The organism is Algiphilus sp., assembly GCF_023145115.1.
In the GTDB taxonomy this organism is placed as follows: domain Bacteria; phylum Pseudomonadota; class Gammaproteobacteria; order Nevskiales; family Nevskiaceae; genus Algiphilus.
In genome coordinates this window covers 1-25,165 of the sequence record NZ_JAGLEJ010000030.1, presented here as the reverse complement: position 1 = coordinate 25,165, position 25,165 = coordinate 1, and the positions used below count along the sequence as shown (strand labels likewise).

Here is a 25,165-nt window from a genome sequence, read left to right as displayed (position 1 = left end):
ACTAGGCGGCCGCCGGCTGCGCCTCGGCGCTGTAGTCGCGCCCGATGTAGAGGTACATCGCCGGCACCACGTAGAGCGTGAACAGGGTGCCGATGGTCATGCCGGCGGCGATGACGATGCCGATGGCGAAGCGCGCGGCCGCGCCCGGGCCGTCGGCGATGAGCAGCGGGAACATCGCCACCACCAGTGCGGCCGTCGTCATCAGCACCGGACGCAGGCGGATCGACGCCGCCTCCTCGATCGCCTCGCGCTTGGCCAGCCCCTGCTGCTGCAGCTTGTTGGCGAACTCGACGATGAGGATGCCGTGCTTGGAGATCACGCCGATGAGCGTGACCAGGCCGACCTGGGTGTAGATGTTGAGCGTCGCCGGCAGGCTGGTGATCTGCATGCCGTTGGTGATGCCGAAGATGTTGAGCACGAGCAGCGCGCCCGAGATGGACATCGGCACCGTCACCAGCATGATCAGCGGATCGCGGAACGACTCGAACTGCGCCGCCAGCACCAGGTAGATGATGATGAGCGCGAAGGCGAAGGTGGTGAGCATCGCCTGACCTTCCTGCACGTACTGGCGTGAAGTGCCCGAGTAGTCGACCTGGAAGCCGTCCGGCATGACCTCGCGCGCGATGCCCTCGAGCGTCTCCAGCGCCTCGCCCTGCGAGATGTCCGGCCGCGGCACCGCGATGATGGTGTCGGCATTGAGCTGCTGCGCGCGCGTGATCAGTCGCGGCGTCACCTCGTCGCGCAGCGTTGCCACCGTCGACAGCGGGATGAGCTCGCCGTTGCCGGCGCGGATGTGGAAGTCCGCGAGCTGCGACGGGTTCAGGCGGTCGGTGCGCTGCACCTGCTGCACGACGCGGTAGGAACGTCCATCGAGCGCGAAGCGGTTGACCTCGCCGCCGGCCATGAAGGACGCCAGATCGGCGCTGAGCTGCTGCATGTCGATGCCGAGCAGCGCCGCCTTCTCGCGATCGACGTCGACCACTGTCTCGGGCTGATCGACGCGCTGGCGGGATGACACGTAGAAGAACTTGTTGGTCTCCCGCGCGCGCTTGATGACCTCGTCCGAGGTCTCGGACACGATCTCCGGCGACTGCGTCGACTTGAGCACGAACTCCACCGGATAGCCCTGCCCGGGCGTGGGCAGCGGCGGCGGCTGCACTACCGCGGTCCGCAGCGCCGGAACCTGGGAAATCTGGTTGGAGAGCTCGTCGACGATCTGCTTGGTGGTCTTGCCGCGCTCGGTCCACGACGACGCGATCAGGCCGGTGAAGCCGTTCGACCCCTGCGCGGCATCGCCGCCGTTGAGCGTGAAGCCGTGCGCGATCTCCTCGTGCGCGAAGGCGATGCGCTCGGCCTGCTTGGTGGCTTCGTCGAGGTACTCGATGGTGGCGTAGCCGTCGACCTCGTTGATGAGGATGGCGAAACCGTAGTCCTCGGGCGGCGCGAGCTCGGACTGGGTGGTGGTGAACAGGAAGTAGCACGACACCAGCACGATGGCGCCGAACACCGCGATGACGATGCGGGTGTCGAGGGCGCCGTGCAGGCGGCGCTTGTAGCCCTGGCGCCAGCTCTCGAACCTGTCGTCGAGCCAGGCCGCGAGACGGTCGCCGCCCTTGCCGCCGCCACCGCCGTCTTCGCCGTGCGTCCGCTTCAGGATGCGCGCGCACATCATGGGCGTGAGCGTCAGGGCGATGATGCCCGAGATCAGGACCGCCCCGGCCAGCGTGAAGGCGAACTCCGAGAACAGTGTCCCGGTGATGCCGCTGAGGAAGCCGATGGGCGCGAACACGGCGACCAGGGTCAGAGTCATCGCGATCACCGGCCCGACCAGCTCGCGCGCGCCCTTGATGGCGGCCTCGTTCGGCGCCATGCCCTCCTCGATGTGTCGGTGGATGTTCTCCAGCACGATGATGGCGTCGTCCACCACCATGCCGATGGCCAGCACCATCGCCAGCAGGGTCAGCAGATTGAGGCTGTAGCCCATGGCCAGCATCACGAACATCACGCCGACCAGCGACAGCGGCACCGTCACCGCCGGAATCAGCGCGCTGCGCAACGATCCCAGGAACAGGAAGATGACCACGAGCACGATGACCACCGCCTCGATGATGGTCATCAGCACTTCCTCGATGGCGTCGCGGATGTAGATCGTGCTGTCGAAGCCGATCTCGCCCTCCATCCCCTCCGGCATGCGGTCGAAGATGTCCGGGAGTCGTTCGCGCACGCCGTCGACGACATCGAGCACGTTGGCTTCGGGGCGCACCTCGATGCCGATGAAGATCGCGCTCTCGCCGTCCCAGCGCGCCGATGCGTCGTAGCGCTCGGCACCGAGCTCGACCTCCGCGATGTCGGCGAGTCGGACGATGTCATCGCCGCGCGCACTGACCACCAGCTCCCGGAAGGCCGCAGCGCTCTGCAGGTCGGTGTTCGATGCCAGACCGATGCGGACGTAGCTGCCCTTGGTCTCGCCCACCGCCGACAGGACGTTCTGGCTGCGCAGCGCGGCCATCACCTCGGCCGCGGTGAGATCGTGCGCCGCGAGCTCGTCGGGCTTGAGCCAGACCCGCATGGCATAGGGCTGACCGCCGATCAGCATGGCGCTCTCCAGGCCCGGAATGCTGGCCAGCTCCGGCTGCACCTCGCGGATGATGTAGTCCGCGATCTGGGTGTTGTTGAGCACCTCGGAGTAGAACGAGACGTACATCGAGGCCGTGCCGCCGCTCTCGGCGATCTGCACGATGGGATCCTCGGCGGCCTCGGGAAGCTGATTGCGCAGCTTGTCGACCTTGGTGGAGATCTCGGTGAGGGCCTCGTTGGGGTCCTTGTCGATCTCCAGGTAGGCCGTGATCGTGGCCTGCCCCTGCTGACTCGACGAGCTCAGGAAGTCGATGCCGTCGGCGGTGGCGATCTCGCGCTCCAGCGGCCGCGTGACGAAGCCGGCGACGAGCTCGGCATCGGCGCCCGGGTACGGCACCGTCACGCTGAGCTGCGCGTTCTGGATCTCGGGGTACTCGCGCACGGTGAGATCGAACCCGGCCCGGATGCCCAGCAGCAGGATGACCAGGCTGAGCACGCTCGCCAGTACCGGTCGGCGAATGAAGATGTCGGTGAATTGCATGGGCGGTCGTACGGGTTCGCGTGCGTGGGGGACGGTGCGAGCGCGGGCGGGGGGTTAGCCCCGCGGCACCTCGGGCTCCAGTTCGGCCTCGGGCGCTCCCTCGTCGTTGATGAGGATGGGCTGGCCGTTGCTGAGCTTGAGCAGACCGGTGACGGCGACGCGCTCGCCGGCCTCCAGGCCCTCGCTCACCGCGATGAAGTCGCCGCGGGCCTCGCCGAGCTCGACGAAGCGCTGGCGCACCATGAGATCGGTGTAGGGCGGCATGTTGGGATTGGGCTCGGCCGGTGGCGGCCCCTTGTCCGGGTCCTTCTGCACGATGTAGACGGACGTGCCGTAGGAGCTGTACTGCACGGCCGTGCGCGGCACCACCACCACCTCGCGCGACTCGGGCATCTCGACGCTGACGCGCGCGAACTGGCCGGGGCGCAGCCGGCCGTCGGCATTGGGCAGCGTGGCGCGCACGTCGTAGTTGCGGGTATCGGCATTCACGCGCGACTCCAGCGCCGTGATGCGGCCCTCGAAGACCTCGCCGTCGAAGGCGTCGACGCGCACCGTCACCCCGAGCCCGGGCTCGACGCGAGCGAGCGTGTCCTCGGGCAGCGAGAAGTCGACCTCGATCGGGTTCACCGATTCGAGCGCCACGACGGGCGAGCCGGCGGCCACGAACTGGCCGAGGCTGACCCGGCGGATGCCGAGCTTGCCGTCGAAGGGCGCCTTGATGCGCTTCTGCTCCAGCAGCGCCTGCTGCGCCGCCACCGCGGCGCGCGCCACGCCGGCCTGGCTCTCGGCCTCGTCGAGCTCGGCGCGCGAGATCGACTCCAGCTCGAACAGGCGCTTGCGCCGCTTGAGCGTGACCGCGGCGAGCTCGGCATCCGCCTTCAGGCGCTGCAGCTCGGCGGCTTCGGTCGCCGAGTCGAGCTCCACCAGCAGATCGCCCTTGCTGACCTCGTCGCCGGATTCGAAGTGGATGGCGGTAACGATGCCGGCCACCTCGTTGGCGACATCGGTGCCGTTGACCGCGCGCAGGCTGCCCACGGCATTGATCTTCGAACGCCACGTCATGGTCTGCGCGTCCGAGGCGGCGATGGTGGCGGGCGGCGTCGGCATGTTCTCGAGGAAGTCGACCATCGCCAGACGGCCGAACTCCTTCATGCCGAAGATGCCGCCGAATACCACGCCCGCGATGACGAGCATGATGATCATTCGCTTGGTGGTCGATCGCTTGGTGGTCATGACGGATCCTTCGGTGCGTCGGTTGCGGCGGCGGGTTCGGAGTGGCGCAGCAGCGCGTCGATCTGGCGGAAGTCGCCGCGGTCGATCTCGCCGACCGACTGCTTGAGCGCCAGCACGCTGTTGAGAAGCTGATAGCGGGTGCTGTTGAGGTCGCGCCGTGCCTGCGCCACCCGGGAGGTGGCGTCGAGCACGTCGGTGATGGTGCGGGTGCCGGCCTCGTAGCCGTTGCGCGTGGCCTGCTCGGCGGCCCGCGCCGACTCGAGTGCGCGCGCGAAGGCGCGCACCTCGGTGCGCGCCGAGGAGACGGCACGATAGCGCTCGCTCACCAGTCGGCGGGTCTCGCCTTCGAGGCGGGCGACTTCGGCTTCGGCAGCGCGCAACCGGGCCGCGGCCTCGCGCTCGCGGGCGGCCAGGGTGCCGCCGTTGTAGAGCGGCATCACCAGCTCGATACCGATGGATTCGTCCTCGACGCGCTGGCCGAACACGAAGTCGCTGCTGTCATCGATGCCGGCGCGCGCCACCAGGTCCAGCTCGGGCATGCGCGCCGCCTTGCTGCTGCGCACGTCGGCGCGCGTCACCGAGAGCTCGGCACGCGCCTGGGCGAGCGCCGGATTGCGTGCCTCGGCGGCCTCCACCCACGCAGTCAGCGATTCCGGCTCGAGTTCGGGAAACTGCAGCGTGTCGCCCAGCTGCGGCAGCTGCTCGGGGCGACGGCCCGTGGTCTCTTCGAGCGCGTCGAGCGCATTTTCCAGCGCGCGTTCGGCGGTCAGCAGCTGCGCCTGCGCCAGATCGTGCCGCGACTGCGCCTCGACCAGGTCGGTACGCGGAATGAGCTCCACTTCGTAGCGATCCTGCGCGTCCTTGTAGGCCGCCTCCACCGCGCGTGCCTCGTTGCGGCGCTGGCGCACCGCGTCCTCGGCGTCGAGCACGGTGAAGAAGCGCGACGCCACGCGCACCAGCAGCGCCTGCGAACGCTCGCGCAGGCCCTCGTCGGCGAGTGCTTCATAGGCTTCCGCGCGATCGCCGCGTGCCGTCCAGTCGAGACGGAACAGCGCCTGCCGGGCCTCGATCTGCGCGCCCCAGGCGGTATAGGTGTCGGAGGTGGTGCCGAAGACGCCGTCGGAATCGGTGCGCTGGTAGGCGCCGGATCCGGATACTTGCAGCTGCGGCAGCCGGCTGCCGATGTCCTGGGCGCCCGCCTCGCGCTCGGCCTCGGCCTGTGCGATCGAGGCCCGCACCGCGGGATCGTGCTGCACGGCGGCCTCGACCGCCTCGGTGAGGGTCATTGCCGGCGCCGACGCCGGCGCCGTCAGCGCCAGCACCGCGGTAGCGAGCAGCGCGCGGCGGGCGCCGCGCCTAGTGGTGGTCACACAGGTCATGAAAAACCTCGGTCTTGATGCGCGCGATCAGGGCGCGCAGGGCGGCCTTGTCGAGCGTGCTGACGCGCGGCTCCCAGCCGTAGCCGTTGAGCAGGGCCTGGAAGTGCTGACACATGAGCGGATAGGGCTCGTGTACATCGAAGTCGGCGAGCAGTCCCTCGGCATGGACGAGATCGTGCGTGCCCAGCGCCATCGCCCACAGACCGGTCGAGAGCTCGGTCGGCGCCATGTCGCCGATATCCAGATCACCGCGCGCAACCGCTTCCTCGATGATCCCCACGACAATCTCGGACAGTGGCGCGTTGGCCTCCATCAATGCCTCGCGGCGCGCCGCCGAGGTGCTGCCCCAGACCGCCTCGCAGAATACGTACTGCGCTATGCGGAAATATTGCGGATTCCGGCGCACGAAGACCATGTCGGCGACTGCCAGCGCCATGATGCGGTCGCGTGGTGCCGCGTCCCAATCGCGCACACGGGCGAACAGTGCACCGTGCTCGCGGACGCCCTCGGTGGTCAGCGCCAGCAGCAGATCCTCCTTGGACGCGAAGTGCTGATAGAGGGTCCCGACCGCATACTCCGCGGCCTCGGCGATGCGCGTCATCTGCAACGGCAGCAGGCCGTTCTCCTCGATGAGCCGCCGGGCCGCATCCAGGAAGAGCTGCTCGCGCTCGGCGAACTGCCGCTGGCGACGTTCCTTAGTGCCCACGCGCTGGCCTGACTCCGTTCATGAATCAGATTATGAACCGGATTCATGCGACTGTCAAAGCGTCAACGGACGTCTGTCCGGCAACAGACGCATCTCGTCGCCGTCTCCGGCATACGCGCTTCTCCTGGCGGCTTCCGCCTGCTACATTGGTACGCTCCGCCCCCGCGCCACCGTCGGCCGTGCCATGAGCGAAGGCAGCCGCGACAATGATGATTTCGACATGCTGCGCAGCAGCATCGTCACGCGTTTCCGCGACCAGCTCCGGACCGCGGTCGACGGCGCCCTGCGGGCGGCCGACGATGTGCTCTTCGACTGGGCCTACACGCAGAGCCTCAAGAGCAAGACCACGCAGGACTGCATCGACCTGATGCGCATGCTGCGCCTGCGGCGCGAGAGCTTCGTGGAGACCTTCATGGAGCACTTCGACCGCGGCAGCGCACCGCCCGACGACGCGGCGGTCGCCGGAGGCGAGCTCGAGCTGGCACTGAAGGCGGACGATCAGCAGGAGCTGGAGTTCGCGGTGCAGAACTTCGTCTCCACCGTCACCAACCACTCGGAGGCGCTGCACGGCGACCTCATGCTGCGCCTCGCCGCCCTGGACACCGGAGACGGCAGCGGCGATACCCCGGACCAGCGCGGTCTGCGCTGGCGGATCTCGACCGAGCACGTGGCGCAGACCTTCCGCGAGGCCGCCGCCACGCTCGAGCTCGACGCCGGCATGCAGGTCATCCTGTTCAAGCTCTTCGAACGCTGCGCCACGCCCGCCCTGAGCGCAGGCTACGCACTCATCGAGCGGGATCTCGCCGCGGCGGGCGTGGCCGCGCCGCAACCGAGCGCCACCGCGACCCCGCCCCCCGGGGACACCGCCGCCGACGGCGGCTTCGCGGGCATGGCGAACGATGCCGCCGCGCAGTCGGGCCAGCAGGCGACGTCCGCCACCTACGGCATGGACGCCGGGCAGGTGTCGCACCACTTCGCGCAGCAGCTCATGGGGGCGCCGGTGCCCGGTGGCAGCGCCGGCGGTATTCCGGCCGGTGCCTACAGCTGGGCCGGACAGGGCGGCGGCACCGCACCCGGGGCTGGCGGTCAGGGCGCGGGTCGCAGCAGCAGCGGCATGTCGGGCGCCTACTTCCAGTCCGCGCAGCAGTTCGCCGATCTGCACACCCAGCGCCTCGATCAGATGCTGGGCGGCTACGCGGCGATGGCGCCATCCCCGGAGCGGGCCCGCGACATCCTGCAGCCGCTGATCATGCCGCTGATGCGACTGAGCGCTGCGCAACCGGAGCTGCTGTCCGATTCCGGGCACCGCATCCGCTCGCTGCTCGATCAGGTGGTGGCGGAGGGCGCCTCGCCGACCCGCGACGCCCAGACCACGCGCATCCTCGAGGAGCTTCAGGACGTCATCGGCCGGCTCGCCGAATCGGTGCAACTGCCGCGGGACTTCTCCCGCCAGCAACGGCGCCTGCCGGACGAGGAGCAGGTTGCCAACTCGCTCGCCGAAAGCCGGCGCGCGCGCTCGCAGCGCGCGGTGGAGCGGGCGCGGCGCTTCGCCGGCGCGGAAGTGGATGCGCTGCTCGACCAGCGCACGCTGATCGAGGGCGGCAACGCCTGGCTGCGTACCGTGATGGTGCCCTACCTGGCGTGGGCCTGGATCAGCAAGGGCGAGCGCTCGCGCACCGTACGCGACGCGCGCGACATGCTGAGTGCGCTGGCGGACGGCATCGATCCCGCCAGCGCGGTCGACGCCCGCGATGCCTTCGAATCGCTGGTCGAGCGCAGCGCCCGCACGCTGCACGCCGCCGGCGCGCGCCTTCCCGCACTCAATCGCATCATGGTGCGCTACCGCCAGCTCCACGCTGCCGCCTGCGAGGCCGCGGTCTCGCTCGACGAGCTGCTCGGCGACCAGCGATTCCAGGACCGCGAAGCGCCGCCGCCCGAACGCGCGGCGGAGAGCGGGCAGGAGGCCGAGGCGCCCGCGGCCGATACCGCCCCGCGCCAACCCGACATCACCGAAACCGCCGAGGGCAGCGCGCGCACCGCGCTGCCCGAGAGCACCGACAGCTGGCTGTCGGCGCAGCTGCGCGTCGGCGACTGGTGGCGCATCGGCATCGATGCCGACGCGCGGCCGCTGTTCGCGCGTGTGGAAAGCAGCGCCCACCCGGGTCAGGACGTGCACTTCTCGGCGATCGACAACGACGGCGGCATAGAGCGCTTCGCCTGGCACGAGCTGCGCGACTCCGTGCTGTCGGGCCGCTCGCGACCGCTGCACCCGCCGCCCGGCTTCTCGGCCTACATCCGCGCGCAGGCAGCCTGAACGGCACGCTGTCACGGAACGGACACCGGCTGCCGTGACAATCGCGCGCCGACCCCGGACCGCCTCCGACCCCGCCATGATCCGTTTCCTCGTCGCGCCGCTCGCAGCGCTGGCACTGGCAGCCTGTGGCAGCGCCGATACCACTCCCGACGATGCCGCCGGCCGCGACGGCGTCTGGATGAAGGGCGATCTGCACCTGCACTCGCACCACAGCCGGGACGCGCTGGACAACCCCATGGCCGACCTGGTCGACATCGCCGAGGCACGCGGCATGGACTTCTTCGTGGTGACCGATCACGACAACCACGTCGACGGGGTCATCGCCACCTGGGACGACCCCGACTACCGCTCCGAGCAGATGATCCTGCTCTACGGATCGGAGTTCACCACGGCCAAGGGGCATGCCAATACGCTGTCGGCCACGCGCTACGACCATCGCGCGCTCTACGCGCTGCGCGATGCCGGCGGCCCTGCGCTGGCCGCCAGGGCGGACGAGCTGGGGGTGCACCTGTCGGCGAACCATCCCACCAACTCGGATCCGTGGCTGTTCGGCTACGACGGCATCGTCGACTCGCTGGAGGTATGGAATGCGCTGTACGCATTCCCCAGCGACAATCGGGCCAACCTGGATCTCTGGGACAGCCTCATGGAAGCCGGCCTGCGCATGCCGGCGCGCGGCGGCAGCGACTGTCACCACCAGCAGGGCATCCAGCCGCTGGGACTCAATATCGGCACCCCCACCACCTGGGTCTATGCGGCGGAACGCAGCGCCGAGGCCGTCATCGAGGCCATCGCGCGCGGCCGTGCCAGCATCAGCTACGCCCCGGGCGCCGAGCGCCTGATCCTGGACGCGGACACCGACGGCGACGGCACCTTCGAGACGCTGATGGGCGACAACGCCGTCGCCACCGGCGAGTCGGTGCGCTTCCGGGTGCGCATCGACGGCTTCCGCGCACTGGCCGGCTACACGCTCGACATCGTGCACAACGGCGCGGTCGTGGACACCCTGCGACCGAGCGCACCGGAAACCTTCTTCACCTACGCCCCGGAACCCGGCGCACGTCACTACTACCGCGTCGAGCTCAACGGCAGCACGCCCGAGGCCGAGACCCTGCCCGCGCAGGCCATCGGCTTCTACGGCCGCAAGGTGGCGTTGAGCAATCCGGTCCATTTCGGCTTCGCGGACTGAATGGCGCAGCAAAACCCGTTCGCCGCACCACCGGGGCGCCGGAAAGCCCCACGACAGGGCGCGCTGCACCACCCGCGGTTAGTGGTTTTTTGCGATGCCCAGCGCGATCGGATGGTGTCATCGTTGCGTCACGTTAAATTCCAATGAATGCGACCCAACCGGTTTCCGGCGTCGCGGAGAGGCAATGATCACGATGCGATTCATCACGGCCGCAACGGCGCTGGCCCTGGTTTCCCTCCTTTCAGCCTGCGGCGGCAGCGAAGCTCCCGACGGCAACCCCTCGGCCCCCGGCAGCGGTGGCGACGCCGACGGGCGGGAATTCCTCATCGAGCCTGGCCCCGATGCCACCAACGAGGCGCTCGAGGCCTTCATCAGCGCGCGCCCCGGCGACACGGTGCGCTTCGACTGCGGCTACTTCGATATCCGCGCCACGCTCCTGCTGACGCAGACCGAGGGCGTGACCATCAAGGGCTGCGGCATGGACGAGACCGTGCTGTCGTTCCGCAACAGCAACGGCGTCGAGGGCCTGCTGATCGACGAAGTCCGTGGCGTGGTCATCGAGGACATGACCGTCGCCGATACCGCCGGCAACGGCGTCGAGATGCGCAACGTCGATCACGGCACCGTGCGTGGCGTGCGCGCCTTCTGGTCGTCCAACGGCGGGCGCGAATCGCCCGACCCGGTGAGTGCCGACAACTACGCCGGTGCCGATACGCCGCTGCACGTGGCGTGCACCGACCCGGCCACCCAGGATCCGGATTCGGCGCTGATCAACGGCCCCAACGCCGACATCGACTCCCCGGACTACACGGTCAGCGACCGGGCCGGCCGCTACGGCATCTACCCGGTGAAGTCGCAGAACATCCTCATCGAGGACACCGAGTCCATCGGCGCCTCGGACGCCGGCATCTACGTCGGCCAGACCTCGACCGCGATCATCCGCAACTCGCGTGCGGCCTACAACGTCTTCGGCTTCGAGATCGAGAACGTCCGCCACGGCGAGTACGCCTACAACCTCGCGGAGTGCAACACCGGCGGCTTCCTGATCTACGATCTGGACAACCTGACGCAGTACGGCGAGCGCACGATCATGCATCACAACGTCGCGCGCATGAACAACACCTACAACTTCACGTCGGGTGGCTTCGTGGCGAACGTGCCGCAGGGCAGCGGCATGATCACGCTGGCCTACGACCGCATCGACGTCTACGACAACGAGTTCATCGACAACGAGACCGGCGGCATCATCCACGCCAGCTACGAGCTCTTCCCGGAGGGCGCCGGCCGGCCGACCGACAAGAAGATCGACTTCTACACCGAGGGCATGCGGATCTACCGCAACAAGTTCCGCAACAACGGCAACGGCATCAAGCTGCCCAAGCTCAACGATCTCACCAGCCTGGACATCGCCAAGTTCCTGCCCGCGATCGTCGGTCTCAAGACCGCCACCGGCTGCCTGCTCAATCCGGGCACCTGTCCGCGCGGCGCCGGCCAGCTGGGCCTGCGTGGCGCGCACATCGTCTGGGACGGTCTGCTGCCCGAGTACAACCCGGACTGTCCCTACCCGGTCGATGCCGACGGCAACCCGCTGCCCGAGGAGCCCAACTTCCCGGGCAAGCCGCGGCACACCAACGAGGAGCCGCAGCCGTCGTGCCACTACAACGGCTACAAGTTCGACACCGACCTGCCGGACAATCCGCGCAAGACGCCGATCTTCTTCTCGTCGTGCATCGATGACGACAACGATTTCGGCAGCGACAGCCTGACCTACACCAACTTCCACGGCACCAAGGGCCTGGAGGCGCTGCTGGCGTTGATCGGCAGCACGCCGCTGCAGGATCTGCTCAACCTCGGGAACATCCTGCAGGGCCTGCCGCAGTTCGCGGCCAGCCTCGACATGAGCCCGCATGACTGCGTCGCCGAGTTCGGCGAGAACCTCGCGCCCATCGAGCCGGTGGTGATCCCGCCCTTCGAGCCCAGCGGCGAGCTCGACCCGGCACCGACGCCCGAGGAAGTGGCTGCGCTCTGCGAGCGCGGCGTCGCCTCCGGCGAGGTCAACTTCGCGGCCGCCGAGGTCAACTGCCCGAGCCTGGACCAGTACCATCTGTTCCAGGATCCGGAGGATCCGACCAGCGAGCCCAACGGACGCAGCTTCCCGTTCGTGCTCAATACCAAGCTGTTCTCGGACTACGCGGTGAAGTACCGCGTGGCCTTCCTGCCGCCCGGCACGCAGGCCACCTATCTGGCGCCCGGCAACACCCAGCCCAGCGGCACCATCGTGTTTCCCACCGGCACCATCATCGCGAAGACCTTCTCGTTCCTCGACAACGGTGACGAGACCGCCATCGAGACGCGCCTGATCATCAAGCGCCAGAACGACAACGGCTCGGTGCGCTGGGAGGGTCTGCCCTACATCTGGAAGACCGATGACGAGGGCCATCGCTACGCCGAGCTGCAGATGCGCGGCCAGAACGACATCGCCGCCAGCTGGAACTACCGCGATGCCGACAGCGGCGAGCTGCTGCAGGGGTCGACCGACCACTACAGCGTGCCAACCGCCAACCAGTGCCTGTCCTGCCACGCCAACCGCGATCTCGAGGGTGGCTCGGCGCCGATCGGCCCCAAGGTCCGCAACCTCAATCGCGCGTACGCCTCCGAGTCGTCGCTGGTGACCGACCAAAGCCGCCATCCCATTGCCGGCAGCAACCAGATCGCCTGGCTGTGCGACAACGGCTACCTGGCAGGCTGCCCGGACGATCTCGGCGTCGACCCGCTGAGCGGCGTCGCCACCAACCTCGAGCGCCTGCCGCACTTCAACGTGCCGGGCGACTCCGGCTACCCGGCCGGCTCCGACTCCGATGTCGAGGCGCGCACGCGCGCCTGGCTCGAGGTCAACTGCCAGCACTGCCACAACCCGCGCGGCTTCGCTTCCAACACCGGCTACTACCTCGACGTGTTCCGCCCGACCAACGTCAGCTACGGCATCTGCAAGGGACCGACCGCGACCGGCTCGGAAGGAAGCGGCGGTCGCACGGTGGACGTCAAGCCCGGTGATGCCGACGGCTCGATCCTCGCCTACCGCATCAGCCCCGAGGCCGACACGCCCGCCGCGCAGATGCCGCCGATCGCGCGCAGCGTCGTGCCGGCGGAAGCACACGCACTGGTGGTCGACTGGATCAACAACGTCGTTGTCGCCGACGAGGAGCGTTATCCCGGCTCCACGAGCTGCGCCGGCAACTGATTCCGGGGGGAGCCAACGAAAAGCCCGGTCAGGCGAAAGCCTGGCCGGGCTTCTTCGTTTCCGTAGTCTGGCGCGCCTGGCAGGACTTGAACCTGCGACCTTCGGCTTCGGAGGGCATGCACGCTGTGTATTGTTATCCCACACTATGCGACAGAATGCAACATAAATGTATGAATTACATACATTAGATCGATGGCAGAGCCGGATAGCGTTCTAGACATAGAGGTCCTTTTCGGTCTATATGTAACGCTTGACATACATTTTTAAAAATCTCTCGCATGAACATATGCACGCTTTGTTGGCTCTCCAGGGGCGGAGACAGCCCCCCGCGCGCGGCCGAATAAGTTGGGCAGCCCCATGGAGCAGGCCCTACCCATTCCCGCACCGCCTGACCGAAAGCATGTGAGCCACGTCCTGCAAGGGCTCGCCGAGCTCGCAGAGCTGTCGGAGACATTGGAGGAGGTGCCCGACGGGCTGACGCGCCAACTACGCACCCTGCGCGCAGCGGTCGCCAACGAAGAAGCTCTAGGACCCGCCACCGCTTCACCGACATATCAGGGCTATAAATCCACATACCCCGAGTACGCTGCACTTGGAACGCCTGCACCGCATTGCGATTCCGATCATGGCTATCGCATGGCGCAGGTCGCTTTAGTAGCGTCTCTAGCAATACGACCAGAAATGGCTGCCAACGAGGCCTTCCTCGACAGTCGCAGAATGGCCGGACTCGCCTGCCGCCGAGCCGCACGCAACGAGAAGCTGAGAGAGCGAATTGATCAATCCGCTGAGCAGACGCAGAGTCTGCGCACGTTCGGCGAGAGGCTGCGCGAACAGGCACAGGCCTACAGACTCGCCCACCCCATCGATGCAGAGGTGCCGAGGCATCTCGATGCAATCGCTCGGCTTATCGAATACGCATGCGAGACGAAACTCCCGGCGAGCCGCCGACGCGGCGCACCGCACGATCGACAGACTAGACGCACAGACCCTGATGACGACACGCAGATCGACGCAGAACTCCTCGTCGACCGCCGCGACGCCATGCTCATCGAAGCACGAAAAGCCGCGGGAGCTGCTCCAACCGGGGAAGCCGCAGGCAACCGCCAAGGAAGCGTTACGCTCGATCGCCGCCGCGATAGCCGCGGCGAGTCGCCGAAACAGCGATACCTGCGGGCGGCCTACCTCAGCCGCTCAATAACCACTCGCAACCAGCATCTACCAGCAGCCAGTGACCGCCTCCAGCTGCATGACTTGCAGGTTCTGTTCGAATGGTTGCGTTCTCCTTCAGGCAGGAAGGGGCTAGCCGCGGCCCAGGAGCGGGAAGTCAAGGAGTTGGTGGCCATGAGCCTTCTCTTCGGCGCTTCAACCGACACACTTCTGACCACCAGGATCGCGGCGACCGAAACCGAAATTGAAGCCTCCGAGCCCGGCATCCCCTGGCTCGTGCTGCAAGGACGCTATCTCACCGTTCGCCGACCTCGATTGCCCGATGCCTTCATCCCGGCCGCATCGGAATCACAGCTCTACGAGCCCGTCGGCGATTGGCAGATCTGGCCGATCATCGAGACATTTCCGGGGCTCGACAGCGTGATGGCACGCGCTCGAGAGCAGCCCGGTGGGCACGCCTTTGCCGGCAGCGCGCAACAGTGGCGGAGCGTGGCGCAGCCCGCACTGAATGCGCTCAATTCGAAGCACCAATCACGGCTTACACTTACCCGGATCGCCGCCTTCCTGCGCCGTTTCGTCGCCGATCTATCAGGTGATGCAGCCGCGGCCACCATGTGCGCACTCGACGGCCTTGGCGACCATTGCTCGGCCCGCCTCTACTACTACGCGCCACCCCATGACGACGTCGTGCTCGCCTATGTAGACGCCATCAACCAGCTTCAGCGGTCTCTCACCCGCGGCCAAATCGTAATAGGCCGCCGCGAGCTGACTACCCCGCCCCCGTGGGAACGTCTGGGGAGCCACGGTTATCCCGAACAAGGCGAGGTCCGGAAGGCAATTGCGGCGCTGGCCGACCAGGTACCGCGGCTCGGCAAGGGGCGCCCGACGGTTAGCCAACTGGTCGAGATCCACAATCAGCTCGTGGCCTATACGGTCACCATGGTTCAGTGGGCCACAGGCGCTCGCGCCGTTCAGGATCCGATCGATATCGCACTGACCGACCTGGAGGATGGCTTGATCGCCCTTTCCGACAAGGATGGGGACCGCTACGCCGAGACGCGCATCGCCTGGCTGCCCGACGTGGCTCGGAAGCAGCTGCAGGCGTACGCCATCCACAGGGGACAGCTCGCCGCACACAAAGCATTCGAGCCATTGGTCCGATCCGCGCCGAGCTGGTTGTTCTTCATTGTTGACGGCAAGGCATCGCTCGTCACGCCAGCACTCCTGACAGAGATCCGTGGCGCAGCCTACCCTTTCCGCGGCAACGTTCAGCGCCACTATCTGCGTACGGAGTTGGCTGAACGACGCACCTCGGGCCAGCTTATCGACGCATTGCTCGGCCATGGCGCCTTCGGAGAGGCTGCATACGGTTCTTACTCGTGTTTCTCGCCGAGGGACCTCAAGACGATCGTGAGCCCGCGCATTGGCGTACACCTTGAGCGGCTAGGCTGGCACGTTGTGCCCGGCCTTCCTTCCCCGCGCAAGCACAGGAAAGGCCGAAGGCGCCTCCTGTTGCCGGCGCCCCCCACCGGCGGCACCAGTGGCATTCGCACCCGGGCGAAGAACCGGGAAAAGGCGGCAGTTGCGCGAGAAAGACGCAAGAGAGAAATACTCGAGGTCGTCCGAAGCTGCATCTGGCGCCACGCCAAGACGCTTTCGAGCGACGGAGAGTCACCACCTCTCATGCGCTTCGACGCGCTGCAGAAGGTGCTTCCACGATACGACATACCGTGGGAGCGCAGACATCTGAACGTCGTCACAACGCAGATCCTGCAGCACGGCGAGAAACACGAATTATGGAAGGTGGACACGCTTCCACCCCAGGTCGTCCGCCTACCACGCGATCCATCGCCCTTCCGCCCACCCCGCATCGCTAGTAACCGAATCGTCAGCGAGATACATCGCAGGCATCTGGCGCACACCCAGCTGCTCGCCGCTCGCCCCGACGCCGAGGACACTAAATCGGTAAAACGACACTGCCGACTGCGGGCCGGCCAACTCCTCACCTCAGCGATTCTTGATAGCGGCCTTGTCGCGCGCTCCTTTGCAGAAGCATTACCCGCCGCCCTTGCAGATGGCCTCTACGAGTGCGGTGGACGGATCTGGATCGACTTTGCGCATTCACCCGGCAAACCAGATGACCTCTTCGGTGCACCGACATGGATCCGGCGCTGGTTCCCGACGCCGCTAACAGCTTCCCTGCTGTTGCGCTGGCGATTGGATGGCCTCCATTGGCCTGCCGAGAACGGCATGTCGCTCGACGCGATCCTGAAGACGTATTTCGCAGAGCTGGGTGTGCATTACGACGAGCCCGTCGATATCGCGAAAGAACGCGGAAAGAGCAAGCTGGCGCACGTCCGTTTCGACCGCGCCGAGCATCTTCCGGTCGAGACTTCTTCGCCAGTCGCGTTGCTCCTGCAGGGCGGACGCACTTCCCTGTATACGCGCATCCCGAGGCTCCTGGCTGACTTCGCGTCGGACCCGAGCGCTGGCTGTTCGATGAGCGCTCCATCCTGGGCGCGCGTCATTTCAGGGAAGGCCCTGAACACCGACACCACGCCTGCCGAGGCTTCCAAGAGGCGGCGGACGAGGAACGAACCGGACAACACGAGCCGTCCTGGCGATTTCCTGGTTCGCAATGCCGATCAACAGGCCATCTCCAAGCGAATCCTTCGCTGCCTCCGGGGACCCCAGGGATACGTCGACCGACCACGAGCAAGAGGCGAGCTCGAGGCGCTGGTGCCACAACTTGACGCAGAGCAGGAATCCTTGCTGCGACACCTCGCCGAGTGGGCGCTCTGGTGCCTTACAGCGAGGGACATCGGAAATGGCCCGCTCCGGGTTTCCAGCGCCTATCAGTACCTGCGCGCGGTTGCTTCGCCGCTATTGTTGTCCGGAGCGCACCTGAATTCAGATCAGTTGCGAGGAGAAGATGGGTGCGAGGCATTGATTGCCGCGTACGACGAGGCCGTGGAGAGCATCAAGAGCAACCAGGCACGGCAATACGCCTCGCAACGCATTGCCGAATTCCACGTCTTCCTGACAAGGCGATTGGGAACACCGCCTATCAAGTGGCGCGGTTACAGCACCCACACCAAGCAGAAACCCAACGCCAATTTCGTGAGCGAAGCAGAATTTGCGGCCGTGCGTCGCTCGATCGACGCGTCGGGACACGGCGACCGCCGAAGGAAGCTTCTTCATCTTTTGCTCATCCTGGGATATCGACTCGGTCTGAGGCGGGATGAAATCGCAGCGCGCCAGCTCAATTGCCTGCAAGGCTTCCCCTGGCACGCGAACACCAGCCAGTCCTTGCGCCCGCAACTGTGGATTCACGCCGTGCAGCGGGGTTCCATCAAGCGGCGAGCATCCAATCGCAGGTTGCCCCTCGCGCACCTTCTTACGCGGGAAGAGCTCGACCTGCTGCTCGACTGGGCGAAGCTGCGTGCCAGTGAAGTAGGTGATACCCGAACCGGTACGGAACGCCTATTCGCGCCAGCGCCGGGGGCGACCGCCAAGTTGGCTGACAGCGATGGCTTCGCCGAAGTATCCAAGCTCGTTCGCGACGTGACCGGAGACGAGACGCTCGACTTCCACCATCTGCGCCACAGCTTCGTTTCACTGCATACGGCGAGGATGCTTTGGCCGGCGGATGCAACCCCTCTGGGCCAAGAGGAGATAGCTGGCCTGGTTCCACCGGAGAAGCTGGACGGAAGGAAGCTGATTCAAAGCCTCATGCTCAGCGAGACCCTGCCGAGAGCCACGATGTACCAGATTGCCGCATTGGTGGGTCACATCGATCCGCAGGAAACGGTGGGCACGTACTGCCATACCCTGGATCTACTCCTGGAGCGCCATCTGGGTCGGGAAGCGCCCTCTCTGACAGCGCGCCAAGTCGAGCACATAATGGGTAAAAGCGATGGCGCCCAACGAGTCGCGAGGCACCGTAAGAAACAAACGATCAGCGAGGGCGGGACGAAGGAGCCATTCGCGCCCGGCGAGGAAGTCGCCCCCCTTCAGGCTGCGCACCGTGCACTGATCGAGAAGGCGCGCAGGAAGCGGCTATTCCTGCCCCTGTCAGAACTTCGGCCTCTCACTGAGCAGCCGCTTCGCGACGCTGGAAGCGCTACAGAGGACTATCCACCCCTGTTTTCGCTGTACCGCCTGCTACGCCGTGCCGGATTGAAGGAAAGTCTGGAGCAGCGTGCCGAAGCAGCGAACATCCCGATGGGCCTGGCGCAACCGATCCTTCGAGCTGCCCGACGATTCGCGGGGGAGACAACGACCGCGTATCGAGACCCCACGCGACGCCGGAGCCGCGCAACGCGCAAGCGGGACAGCGAAGCCAACGCCGGCATTGACCACCGCCAGCTCCCCGAAACGGCCGGCTTGGCGAGAGCCATTCCGAAGCCGATCAAGGAGCGGAGGGAAGCCGAAGCCGTCTACGCCCGGCTCGTCGAGGCCATGCTGCCCGACGCACAGCTGCTGGAGGACGCCATCGTGGTCTTCAATGCCTCCAGTCGGTCATCGAGCTACTTGGCTCTCAGAACGCCTGCACAGATCGCCAGCTTCGAGCGCGTGCTCCAGGCTGCCGGCGTCGGCCGCGCACGACTGGCAGTGGAGGTTCAGACCATAGGGCACAACGAGACCTCGAAAGTGGCGGCCAAGCGGGCCGCGCAGATGCTGAACCTGAACGGGAAGCAAGTCACCGTTGCAGACCGTCCACGAACGCGCAGAAGCAACGCAGAAGTCGACCAGCTGAACATTCGCGTCCTGCCTACACCCAGCGAGCAAGCCAGGCTGAGGGTCCGCAATCCGAATGCGATGTTGAAAGCCGCCTACGGTTGGCGCACCGGCCTGTTCTATGCATTGGTCTGCTGCACTGCGGGCATAGAGCGCAGCGCGAAAGCGAGTAAACCCTGAGGTAAGGCATCGCAGAGATTGCGACAACCCAGGCTCTCATTAGCCACGTTTAAGGCAGCCGCACCATCGTAATTGGGGATCGCAACGGACCCCGATAGTGACAAGCGCCCCACGTGCCATGATCCTACCCGCAGCCGAATCCCTGATCCGCCAAGCAGACTAGGTTCGTCCCTGCAACCCGCACCAAGGAATGAACCGTCTCGGAGTCATTCTGTCGCGCCGGCGTCTTGACCAGCGGACCGGGGGCATCCAAGGCGATGTGCCCATCGCACATCCAAGCAATGGGCGGACGCGAACGTTATCGGCCTTGCCGGTCATACTGCTGCAGGCGCACCGCCTCGCCCACCTCCCCCGTCACTGAATTCCTATCAGCGCGCTCGGCTTATCAGCCGCCAACTTGGTGGGTTTCGACAGGAATCCTTCGAGCGACGCGCGCCCGCATTCCATGCATCCCGCCACGCCGTACGAGCCGGTGGCTTGAACCCGTTATTCGCCGCTAGTACGCTCACCGAGGACCTTTCGGAAAACCTCCAGAAATGCGGCGAAGACAGGTGGTGCAGGCACTGGGCGGTTTGTTTTCGACCACGACGCTGCCGTCGCTGGGGCTGGCGCGCCTGCCGAATGACCATGAATACGAGTACCCACCCCTCTTCGAGGTATGCGATCACGACGTGCTTCCCCAGATGTGGGGATCACTGCAAAGCGGGGATTTTAGCTCCGCGATCAATCGCTCCAGCGAGATCACTCAGGCGAGCATATATACGACACCTGCTGTTTGGCTGTGTCGCAACAAGTTAAACGCAATCGTGGATTTTGCACCTTCCTGGAGATCCGCTCCGAGGCACGGACCTCTGCGGGACCCGCTCAGCTTCTGCAACGAAACGATCCGGGATTTCTATTGGGCAAAGGACAGGAGCGAGGTGATCGACTCCGGAGTGAAGTCGATCTTCTCGGCAACGAAGTTCGGCGCGGACGAGTTCGGTTCGATCAAGCGGGATCTCTTGAAGAAGGGCGAATCCGTCGACCGCATCCACTACGCATCCGACGATCGGTATGGCGCATTTGCGCGCCTCTACTCCGGCGCTTCGCTTGAGGGCAAGAAACACCTCCTGGAGGCAGCCAGAGAATATTTCACCCAGTACAGGGACCTGCACGGGCAGAAAGAAGCCTTCAAGAAGAACTATGAAAAGAAGGCAATGGAGCGGCAGAAGGAAAAACCCTGGCACAGAAGAATACAGCCCCACCCACAGTCCTATTATTACAAGGGCGGCGGAGAGAATGACCCGAAGGTCATTCGGGCACTTTGATCAGTTGGCGGCCTCTTTCGCAAATCTATTAACCATGACGGCACTTGCGAGAGAGGGCAAAGACGAAGCGGACATTTTTTACAAGACCCTAGAGCCAGCTCTTACAGAATGCTTAGGGCACCGCATGAGAGGACCGCCTTTATATGAAATATAAATAACTAGTGCTGGAACCACGCTCAAATAGTTGCCAGGTGCCAAGTAATTGCGATCAGTTTTTTGAAGATCTCAGGCTAGTCGGTCTGCCAGCAAGCATGGCGTGGTTTGTTCACTTGGCGTAGCTGCTGTATTCATCCGCCTGTTAGCCAGGCGCCATCAGAGATCAATCGTTTGCGCCCAACGGAACGTCCCGCTCTCCATGGGGTAGCCGCGCTGGTTGGTCGCGATGGTCACGCCATTGACCGATGCGACGCAGGAGTGATGGGTGCGTCCGTAGATCCAGAGCCGAACAGTGTCGCTGAGCAGTTGGTCAAAGCGATTGTGGAACGCCGGCGTCAGCGCGTTTCGTCCGTGGTCCGGGTGAATGAGTGACGCATCCGTACTCGGGGCGGTGTGCGTCACGACCACCGTGGGTGGTCCCGGCTGATTGAGCATGGAGGCAAGCCATTGGTAGCTGGCTTGGCAGTACTGGCGTATCTCCACGGGCTTGATTGGGCGGTCACCGACGCGGATGGTCTTGAAGTCGCTAAAGGCCTCCCGCGCTAGGGCCATGGTGGCATCCGGTGCGCCGTTGGCTTCGAAGTCGGTCCACAGGGTGCATCCCAGGAAGCGGACACCAGACAAGCTAATGGCGTCGCGCTCGAGCAGATACACATTCTCCGTTCTACCTGCAACGACGCGCGCCTCTTTCACGAGCTCCGAGAAGTCATGGCCATACTTGTCCACTTTGGAGGCCGCGCGTCTTCGAACATTCCTCAAACGCGAAGTAGCGCGACCTACTCTCCGCGCAAATACTCGACCGGCCCTAGCTCATAAATGGGATGTGAGTGATCCTGGAGCCATCGAGCCAAAGCGCCGTGAGCGACGCCACTCAGGACGAGATAGAGCCATTTACGCCGTTGCTGAATCGCGGAGCGGAGGCTGGCGCAGACCACGTCGGGGTTCGGGCGGTCAGCAATAGCGTCCAACGCGGAGACCACAATGAGGGTCGGGCGATCGGTGATCTCGTGGAGATCATCGAGGTAGTCGGCCCATTGCCACGAGGCAAGCCTGACGACCGCTTCCCCTAGTTCGGCTGCAGTGAGCGCAGCGGCCTGATCCCGCAGCGTGGCCAGCACATCGCACGACGCGGAGGCGTCGATCTGCAGCGTCGTGTAGCCCTCTTCCCTTGCCTGCTCACACAGAGCCTGCTCGGCCTGTTGGCATGCCTTGGGGGCTCCCCGAAGTACCAGGGGCGACATGGCCCCTGTCGAGAGCCGCCAAAGACGCCACCGGGCCTCATCGGTGAGGTGGTCGTTGAGGGCGGGCACTTGGTTCAATGCCCCCTTCGCAAGCTGTTGATGTCGTCCATGCGGTGCTTTCCGGTCGCTACTCGGCGCAGCGCGTTGCTTCAGTCATGAGGTGCTGCGCCCATTCTGGCGTCGATTCGCCACGGTTCACGAGCAAGCACCGCCCCCGCAAGTGCAGCAGGATTCGAGGCTTCGGAACACCCTCGTGCATCGGTGCGGTGTTGTCGAGAACGCGCACCTCGTGACAGTGCGGCATGAGCTGCGTCAGATTGTGGCGCGACGTCTCCCAGCGCTGACGGACCTTGTCGGCGGGGATCGCATGGCCACCCTTCGCCGCCCGCGCCGCGATGCGCTCGAGATGGGTCTCGACGGAAGCCAGCCCCATGGAAAGGACCCGAACCGATCGCCCCTTCTCCGCTGCGTCGAGCAGCGCATCACGAATCGAGTTGCCGCCGAGCGTGGTCTCGAAGGTGTAGTCGTCGTCCTGCGCGATCGCCCGCTGGAGTTGGCGAAACCCGATCCGCCAGGCCTCACCGTTGGCCGCCTCCTCCCCGATCCCGGGATCACCGGCCATCAACTGGCGGGTGATCTCATCGGGGTTGCAGTAGTCGCCACCGGCCTGGCGGATGTACGCGCCGATGATCGAGCTCTTGCCGGCGCCGTTGACGCCTGCAATGACGGTGATCACGTTGGTACCTCGGTATCGCCGGGGCGGTGATGGCGGCCGAGGTCCTCTTCGGTTGCCTCGAAGACGGCGTCAGCGGCCACTCGCGAGGCCGGTGCCGCAATGCGCGCATAGAGCGCGTCGAAGGCCGTTTCGCTTGAGGTGCTGTTCGCTGCGCTTGCTTCCCGGTCAGAGGGGGTGGGCGGGGAGAACGCTGATGGCTGTCTCTTTCGTGGCATGACGGCTCCCTTGATGGATCCACTTCATCGCATTCTTGCCGCCGCCGGGAATTACGCAAGCCCGTTAAGCGGACCGATTCACCCCCTTTCGGGAAAGGGCTGCGCGGGCACAAGAGACAGCTAGCGTGCTGCTGGCGGCACCACCGGCGCGACAGCTACGTGAGTGCTGGCGGCGCTCATCCGGCATAGCCCGGCAATTAACAGGAGCCCCATCTATGCCACCGGACCGAGAGGTTGGTGGTCTGCGTGCGATTGAGATCCTCTGGACCCCACGCTCACCCGGTCCGGCTGTGTAGCCCTCCCATACGCGTCACAGGCGCAATCGCCAAGTCGCAGAAATATCGGGGAATTCAGGTCGCTTGCATATTCTGGAACCGGGTGTGAACTGGATGCGCGTGAATTCGCACGCCATGCATTCATCAACCAAGGAACATCAATGTCTGCGACTACGAGCATCAAACGGCCGGGCTTCATGGAAGAGACCGCCGCCACGGACACTAGCGGATACCTCGTTGGCATCGTGATGGAAGCGGACGGGGGCGAAAGCTCCGCCGGACTTCTGGAAGCCCACGACGAGGCGGCTCAGGAGTACGGGGCAGAGCCTGGACGAGAGGCTGCTGCCTCCGAAGCCGCAAACACCGCCGGGAGGACTGCTCATGAGTGAGCGCATCAACCCGGCCGAACACATGGGGGTCTATCTCGACTTTACGGAGGACGACATTGAGAACGCCGCCCGCATAAACGGCCAGCTCGCGCTGATCGGGTTGCCGCAGCTGACGCTGACGGAACTGGATGAGCTTCTCGGCTGCGTTTCCGCGGAGAAGCTCGCCCGCCATCTTCGGAACGCCCCGCACTGTCAGGCATCGAGGGACTGGCTCGAGGAGGCCTGGAAGTGGCTCCCTGACCAGCCGCACTACCAGTGCGCCAAGCCCGGAACACTCGGCGGGTTTCCGTTCAATGCGTGCTACATCTGCAACACGGGCAAGCGACCAGAGGGTTGGGAATGACAGGGATACTGATCGCGGTCGGCGGAATTTTTCGCCTTGGCGCTAGGTATGCAAACCGAGGAGGTTGTTCACGGGAAGGCAGAGCCGGCTGACGGGTGGTTGATAGTTCAAGCTGGCATGAGGGCGGTGCCAGTTGTAGTGATGCAGCCAGTACGGCAGATGGGTTGCGCGTTGGTCGGAGTGTGCGTAGGAGCGGGCATAGGCCCACTCGCGTAACGCAGTCTGGATCAGCCGCTCGGCCTTGCCGTTGGTCCGCGGTCGACAGGCCTTCGTGCGGCGATGCCGGATGCCCAGGCGTCGGCAGGCCTTGGCAAAGGCCCGCGAGCGATAGCAGGCGCCGTTGTCGGTCAACGCGCGGCGGATCGGCACACCCAGGCCGCGGTAGTAGTGCACAGCTGCAATCAGGGCGCGCCAGGCGCTGGCGCCGGTTTCGTCCGGTTTGATCGTCGCCCAGCTCACACGGCTGTGGTCGTCGATGGCGATATGCACATAGTCCCAGCCCGCCCGATACGAGCGTCCTGCCTGACGGTCGCCGGTCACGCGATGCCCCGGGCGCCAGAACCGGCCGAGTTTCTTGATGTCCAGATGCAGCAGATCGCCGGGCGCGTCGTGCTCATAGCGCGTGACCGGCGGTACGGGATCCAGTGCCGACAGCCGGTTCAGTCCAGCGCGCCGAAGCACGCGCGCCACCGTGGCAGTAGAGATTCCGAGCTCGCCGCTGATCTCGCGACAAAATACGCCGCTCGCGCCGCAAGGTCACGATCCGCTCTCGGGTGGCCTCGGACAGGCGATGCGGGCAACGCCGCGGCCGTGAGCTGCGTTCCAGAAGCCCGGGCCAACCTTCCTCCTTATACCGACGCAGCCACTTGTACGCGGTACGGGCGCTCACGCCCGCCGCATGGGCGGCCTCGACCGGTCGAAGGCCGTGTTCGACGATGTGACGTACCAACAGGGCTCGACCGTGAGCGGTCAGACGCGCATTCTTGTGCGTGTTCATCCGGGTTGCTCCTTAGGCTGACGGGCCTTGACACCCATCAGCTTCGGGCCAGCGGCCCCGGATGAACAGCCATCAACATGCCCGATTGACGCCCTATGGTCGAGCCCTTTTGGTTCGGCGGATGCTGGAAGAGGGGCTTCGGACTGAGGAAGCGGCGCAGGCAGCGGGTGTGAGTGTGCGCACTGCCTACAAGTGGCGCCGCCGCTACCTGGACGAAGGCGAAGCGGGGTTGAGCGATC

The 25,165-nt window shown here is 65.6% G+C and carries 14 protein-coding genes and 1 pseudogene; 7 read left to right on the top strand and 8 right to left on the bottom strand.

The features are described 5' to 3' along the window. Position 1 precedes the first annotated feature (1 nt). The 4 genes from KAH28_RS09875 to KAH28_RS09860 are packed head-to-tail and all read right to left on the bottom strand — an operon-like array spanning position 2 to position 6,436. Positions 2-3,118: an efflux RND transporter permease subunit gene (locus tag KAH28_RS09875; protein ID WP_290576135.1), complete on the bottom strand. Its 3,117-nt coding sequence runs from the start codon at positions 3,116-3,118 to the stop codon at positions 2-4. Positions 3,119-3,172: 54 nt separating this feature from the next. Further along, positions 3,173-4,351: an efflux RND transporter periplasmic adaptor subunit gene (locus tag KAH28_RS09870; RefSeq protein WP_290576133.1), complete on the bottom strand. Its 1,179-nt coding sequence runs from the start codon at positions 4,349-4,351 to the stop codon at positions 3,173-3,175. After that, entirely contained in the window at positions 4,348-5,730 is a 1,383-nt protein-coding gene (locus tag KAH28_RS09865) for a TolC family outer membrane protein (protein WP_290576131.1), read from the bottom strand. The genes KAH28_RS09870 and KAH28_RS09865 overlap by 4 nt, the downstream gene beginning before the upstream one ends. Further along, a complete protein-coding gene (locus KAH28_RS09860; protein ID WP_290576129.1) occupies positions 5,708-6,436 on the bottom strand; it encodes a TetR/AcrR family transcriptional regulator in 729 nt (242 codons plus the stop codon). Before KAH28_RS09860 ends, KAH28_RS09865 begins: the two co-directional genes overlap by 23 nt. A 184-nt stretch (positions 6,437-6,620) precedes the next feature. On the opposite strand from KAH28_RS09860, the gene KAH28_RS09855 reads away from it, so the two are divergent. The 5 genes from KAH28_RS09855 (at position 6,621) to KAH28_RS09835 (ending at position 20,574) form a co-directional block, all read left to right on the top strand. Next, positions 6,621-8,750 (top strand): DUF1631 family protein, encoded by a 2,130-nt coding sequence (locus KAH28_RS09855; protein ID WP_290576127.1) that lies wholly within the window; start codon positions 6,621-6,623, stop codon positions 8,748-8,750. Between the two features lie 76 nt (positions 8,751-8,826). Then, positions 8,827-9,939 carry a CehA/McbA family metallohydrolase gene (locus KAH28_RS09850; RefSeq protein WP_290576125.1) on the top strand — a complete coding sequence of 371 codons (1,113 nt, stop codon included), beginning with the start codon at positions 8,827-8,829 and terminating at the stop codon, positions 9,937-9,939. 184 nt (positions 9,940-10,123) lie between these two features. Beyond that, positions 10,124-13,180, top strand: a complete 3,057-nt coding sequence (locus KAH28_RS09845) for a parallel beta-helix domain-containing protein (protein ID WP_290576123.1) — start codon at positions 10,124-10,126, stop codon at positions 13,178-13,180. Positions 13,181-13,582: 402 nt separating this feature from the next. Further along, the gene (locus tag KAH28_RS09840; RefSeq protein ID WP_290576121.1) at positions 13,583-19,267 is read left to right on the top strand and encodes a hypothetical protein; all 5,685 of its coding nucleotides are present in this window, start codon (positions 13,583-13,585) and stop codon (positions 19,265-19,267) included. Between the two features lie 551 nt (positions 19,268-19,818). Next, on the top strand, positions 19,819-20,574 hold the full coding sequence (locus KAH28_RS09835; protein WP_290576119.1) for a hypothetical protein: 756 nt from the start codon (positions 19,819-19,821) through the stop codon (positions 20,572-20,574). Positions 20,575-20,886: 312 nt separating this feature from the next. Here KAH28_RS09835 and KAH28_RS09830 read toward each other — a convergent pair whose 3' ends face one another. From KAH28_RS09830 to KAH28_RS09820, 3 genes are read right to left on the bottom strand one after another with little or no spacing between them, the layout of a single operon-like run. Further along, entirely contained in the window at positions 20,887-21,456 is a 570-nt protein-coding gene (locus KAH28_RS09830; protein WP_290576117.1) for a hypothetical protein, read from the bottom strand. Positions 21,457-21,506: 50 nt separating this feature from the next. Continuing rightward, the gene (locus KAH28_RS09825; RefSeq protein WP_290567169.1) at positions 21,507-22,049 is read right to left on the bottom strand and encodes a hypothetical protein; all 543 of its coding nucleotides are present in this window, start codon (positions 22,047-22,049) and stop codon (positions 21,507-21,509) included. Between the two features lie 49 nt (positions 22,050-22,098). Continuing rightward, positions 22,099-22,707 (bottom strand): AAA family ATPase, encoded by a 609-nt coding sequence (locus KAH28_RS09820; RefSeq protein WP_223055117.1) that lies wholly within the window; start codon positions 22,705-22,707, stop codon positions 22,099-22,101. 871 nt (positions 22,708-23,578) lie between these two features. Here KAH28_RS09820 and KAH28_RS09815 point away from each other — a divergent pair. After that, a complete protein-coding gene (locus KAH28_RS09815) occupies positions 23,579-23,929 on the top strand; it encodes a hypothetical protein (protein ID WP_223055114.1) in 351 nt (116 codons plus the stop codon). Positions 23,930-23,971: 42 nt separating this feature from the next. Here KAH28_RS09815 and KAH28_RS09810 read toward each other — a convergent pair. Then, a pseudogene (locus KAH28_RS09810) lies at positions 23,972-24,926 on the bottom strand (IS481 family transposase). A gap of 61 nt (positions 24,927-24,987) precedes the next feature. Here KAH28_RS09810 and KAH28_RS09805 point away from each other — a divergent pair. Beyond that, on the top strand, positions 24,988-25,165 hold a 178-nt coding region (locus tag KAH28_RS09805), incomplete at its 3' end, for a leucine zipper domain-containing protein (protein WP_290576349.1).

Excerpts from the sequence above, each read along its gene's own strand:
- KAH28_RS09865 (WP_290576131.1), bottom strand. The coding sequence starts at position 5,730 with ATGACCTGTGTGACCACCACTAGGCGCGGCGCCCGCCGCGCGCTGCTC.
- KAH28_RS09870 (WP_290576133.1), bottom strand. The coding sequence starts at position 4,351 with ATGACCACCAAGCGATCGACCACCAAGCGAATGATCATCATGCTCGTC.
- KAH28_RS09815 (WP_223055114.1), top strand. The coding sequence starts at position 23,579 with ATGAGTGAGCGCATCAACCCGGCCGAACACATGGGGGTCTATCTCGAC.
- KAH28_RS09855 (WP_290576127.1), top strand. The coding sequence starts at position 6,621 with ATGAGCGAAGGCAGCCGCGACAATGATGATTTCGACATGCTGCGCAGC.
- KAH28_RS09875 (WP_290576135.1), bottom strand. The coding sequence starts at position 3,118 with ATGCAATTCACCGACATCTTCATTCGCCGACCGGTACTGGCGAGCGTG.
- KAH28_RS09845 (WP_290576123.1), top strand. The coding sequence starts at position 10,124 with ATGATCACGATGCGATTCATCACGGCCGCAACGGCGCTGGCCCTGGTT.
- KAH28_RS09850 (WP_290576125.1), top strand. The coding sequence starts at position 8,827 with ATGATCCGTTTCCTCGTCGCGCCGCTCGCAGCGCTGGCACTGGCAGCC.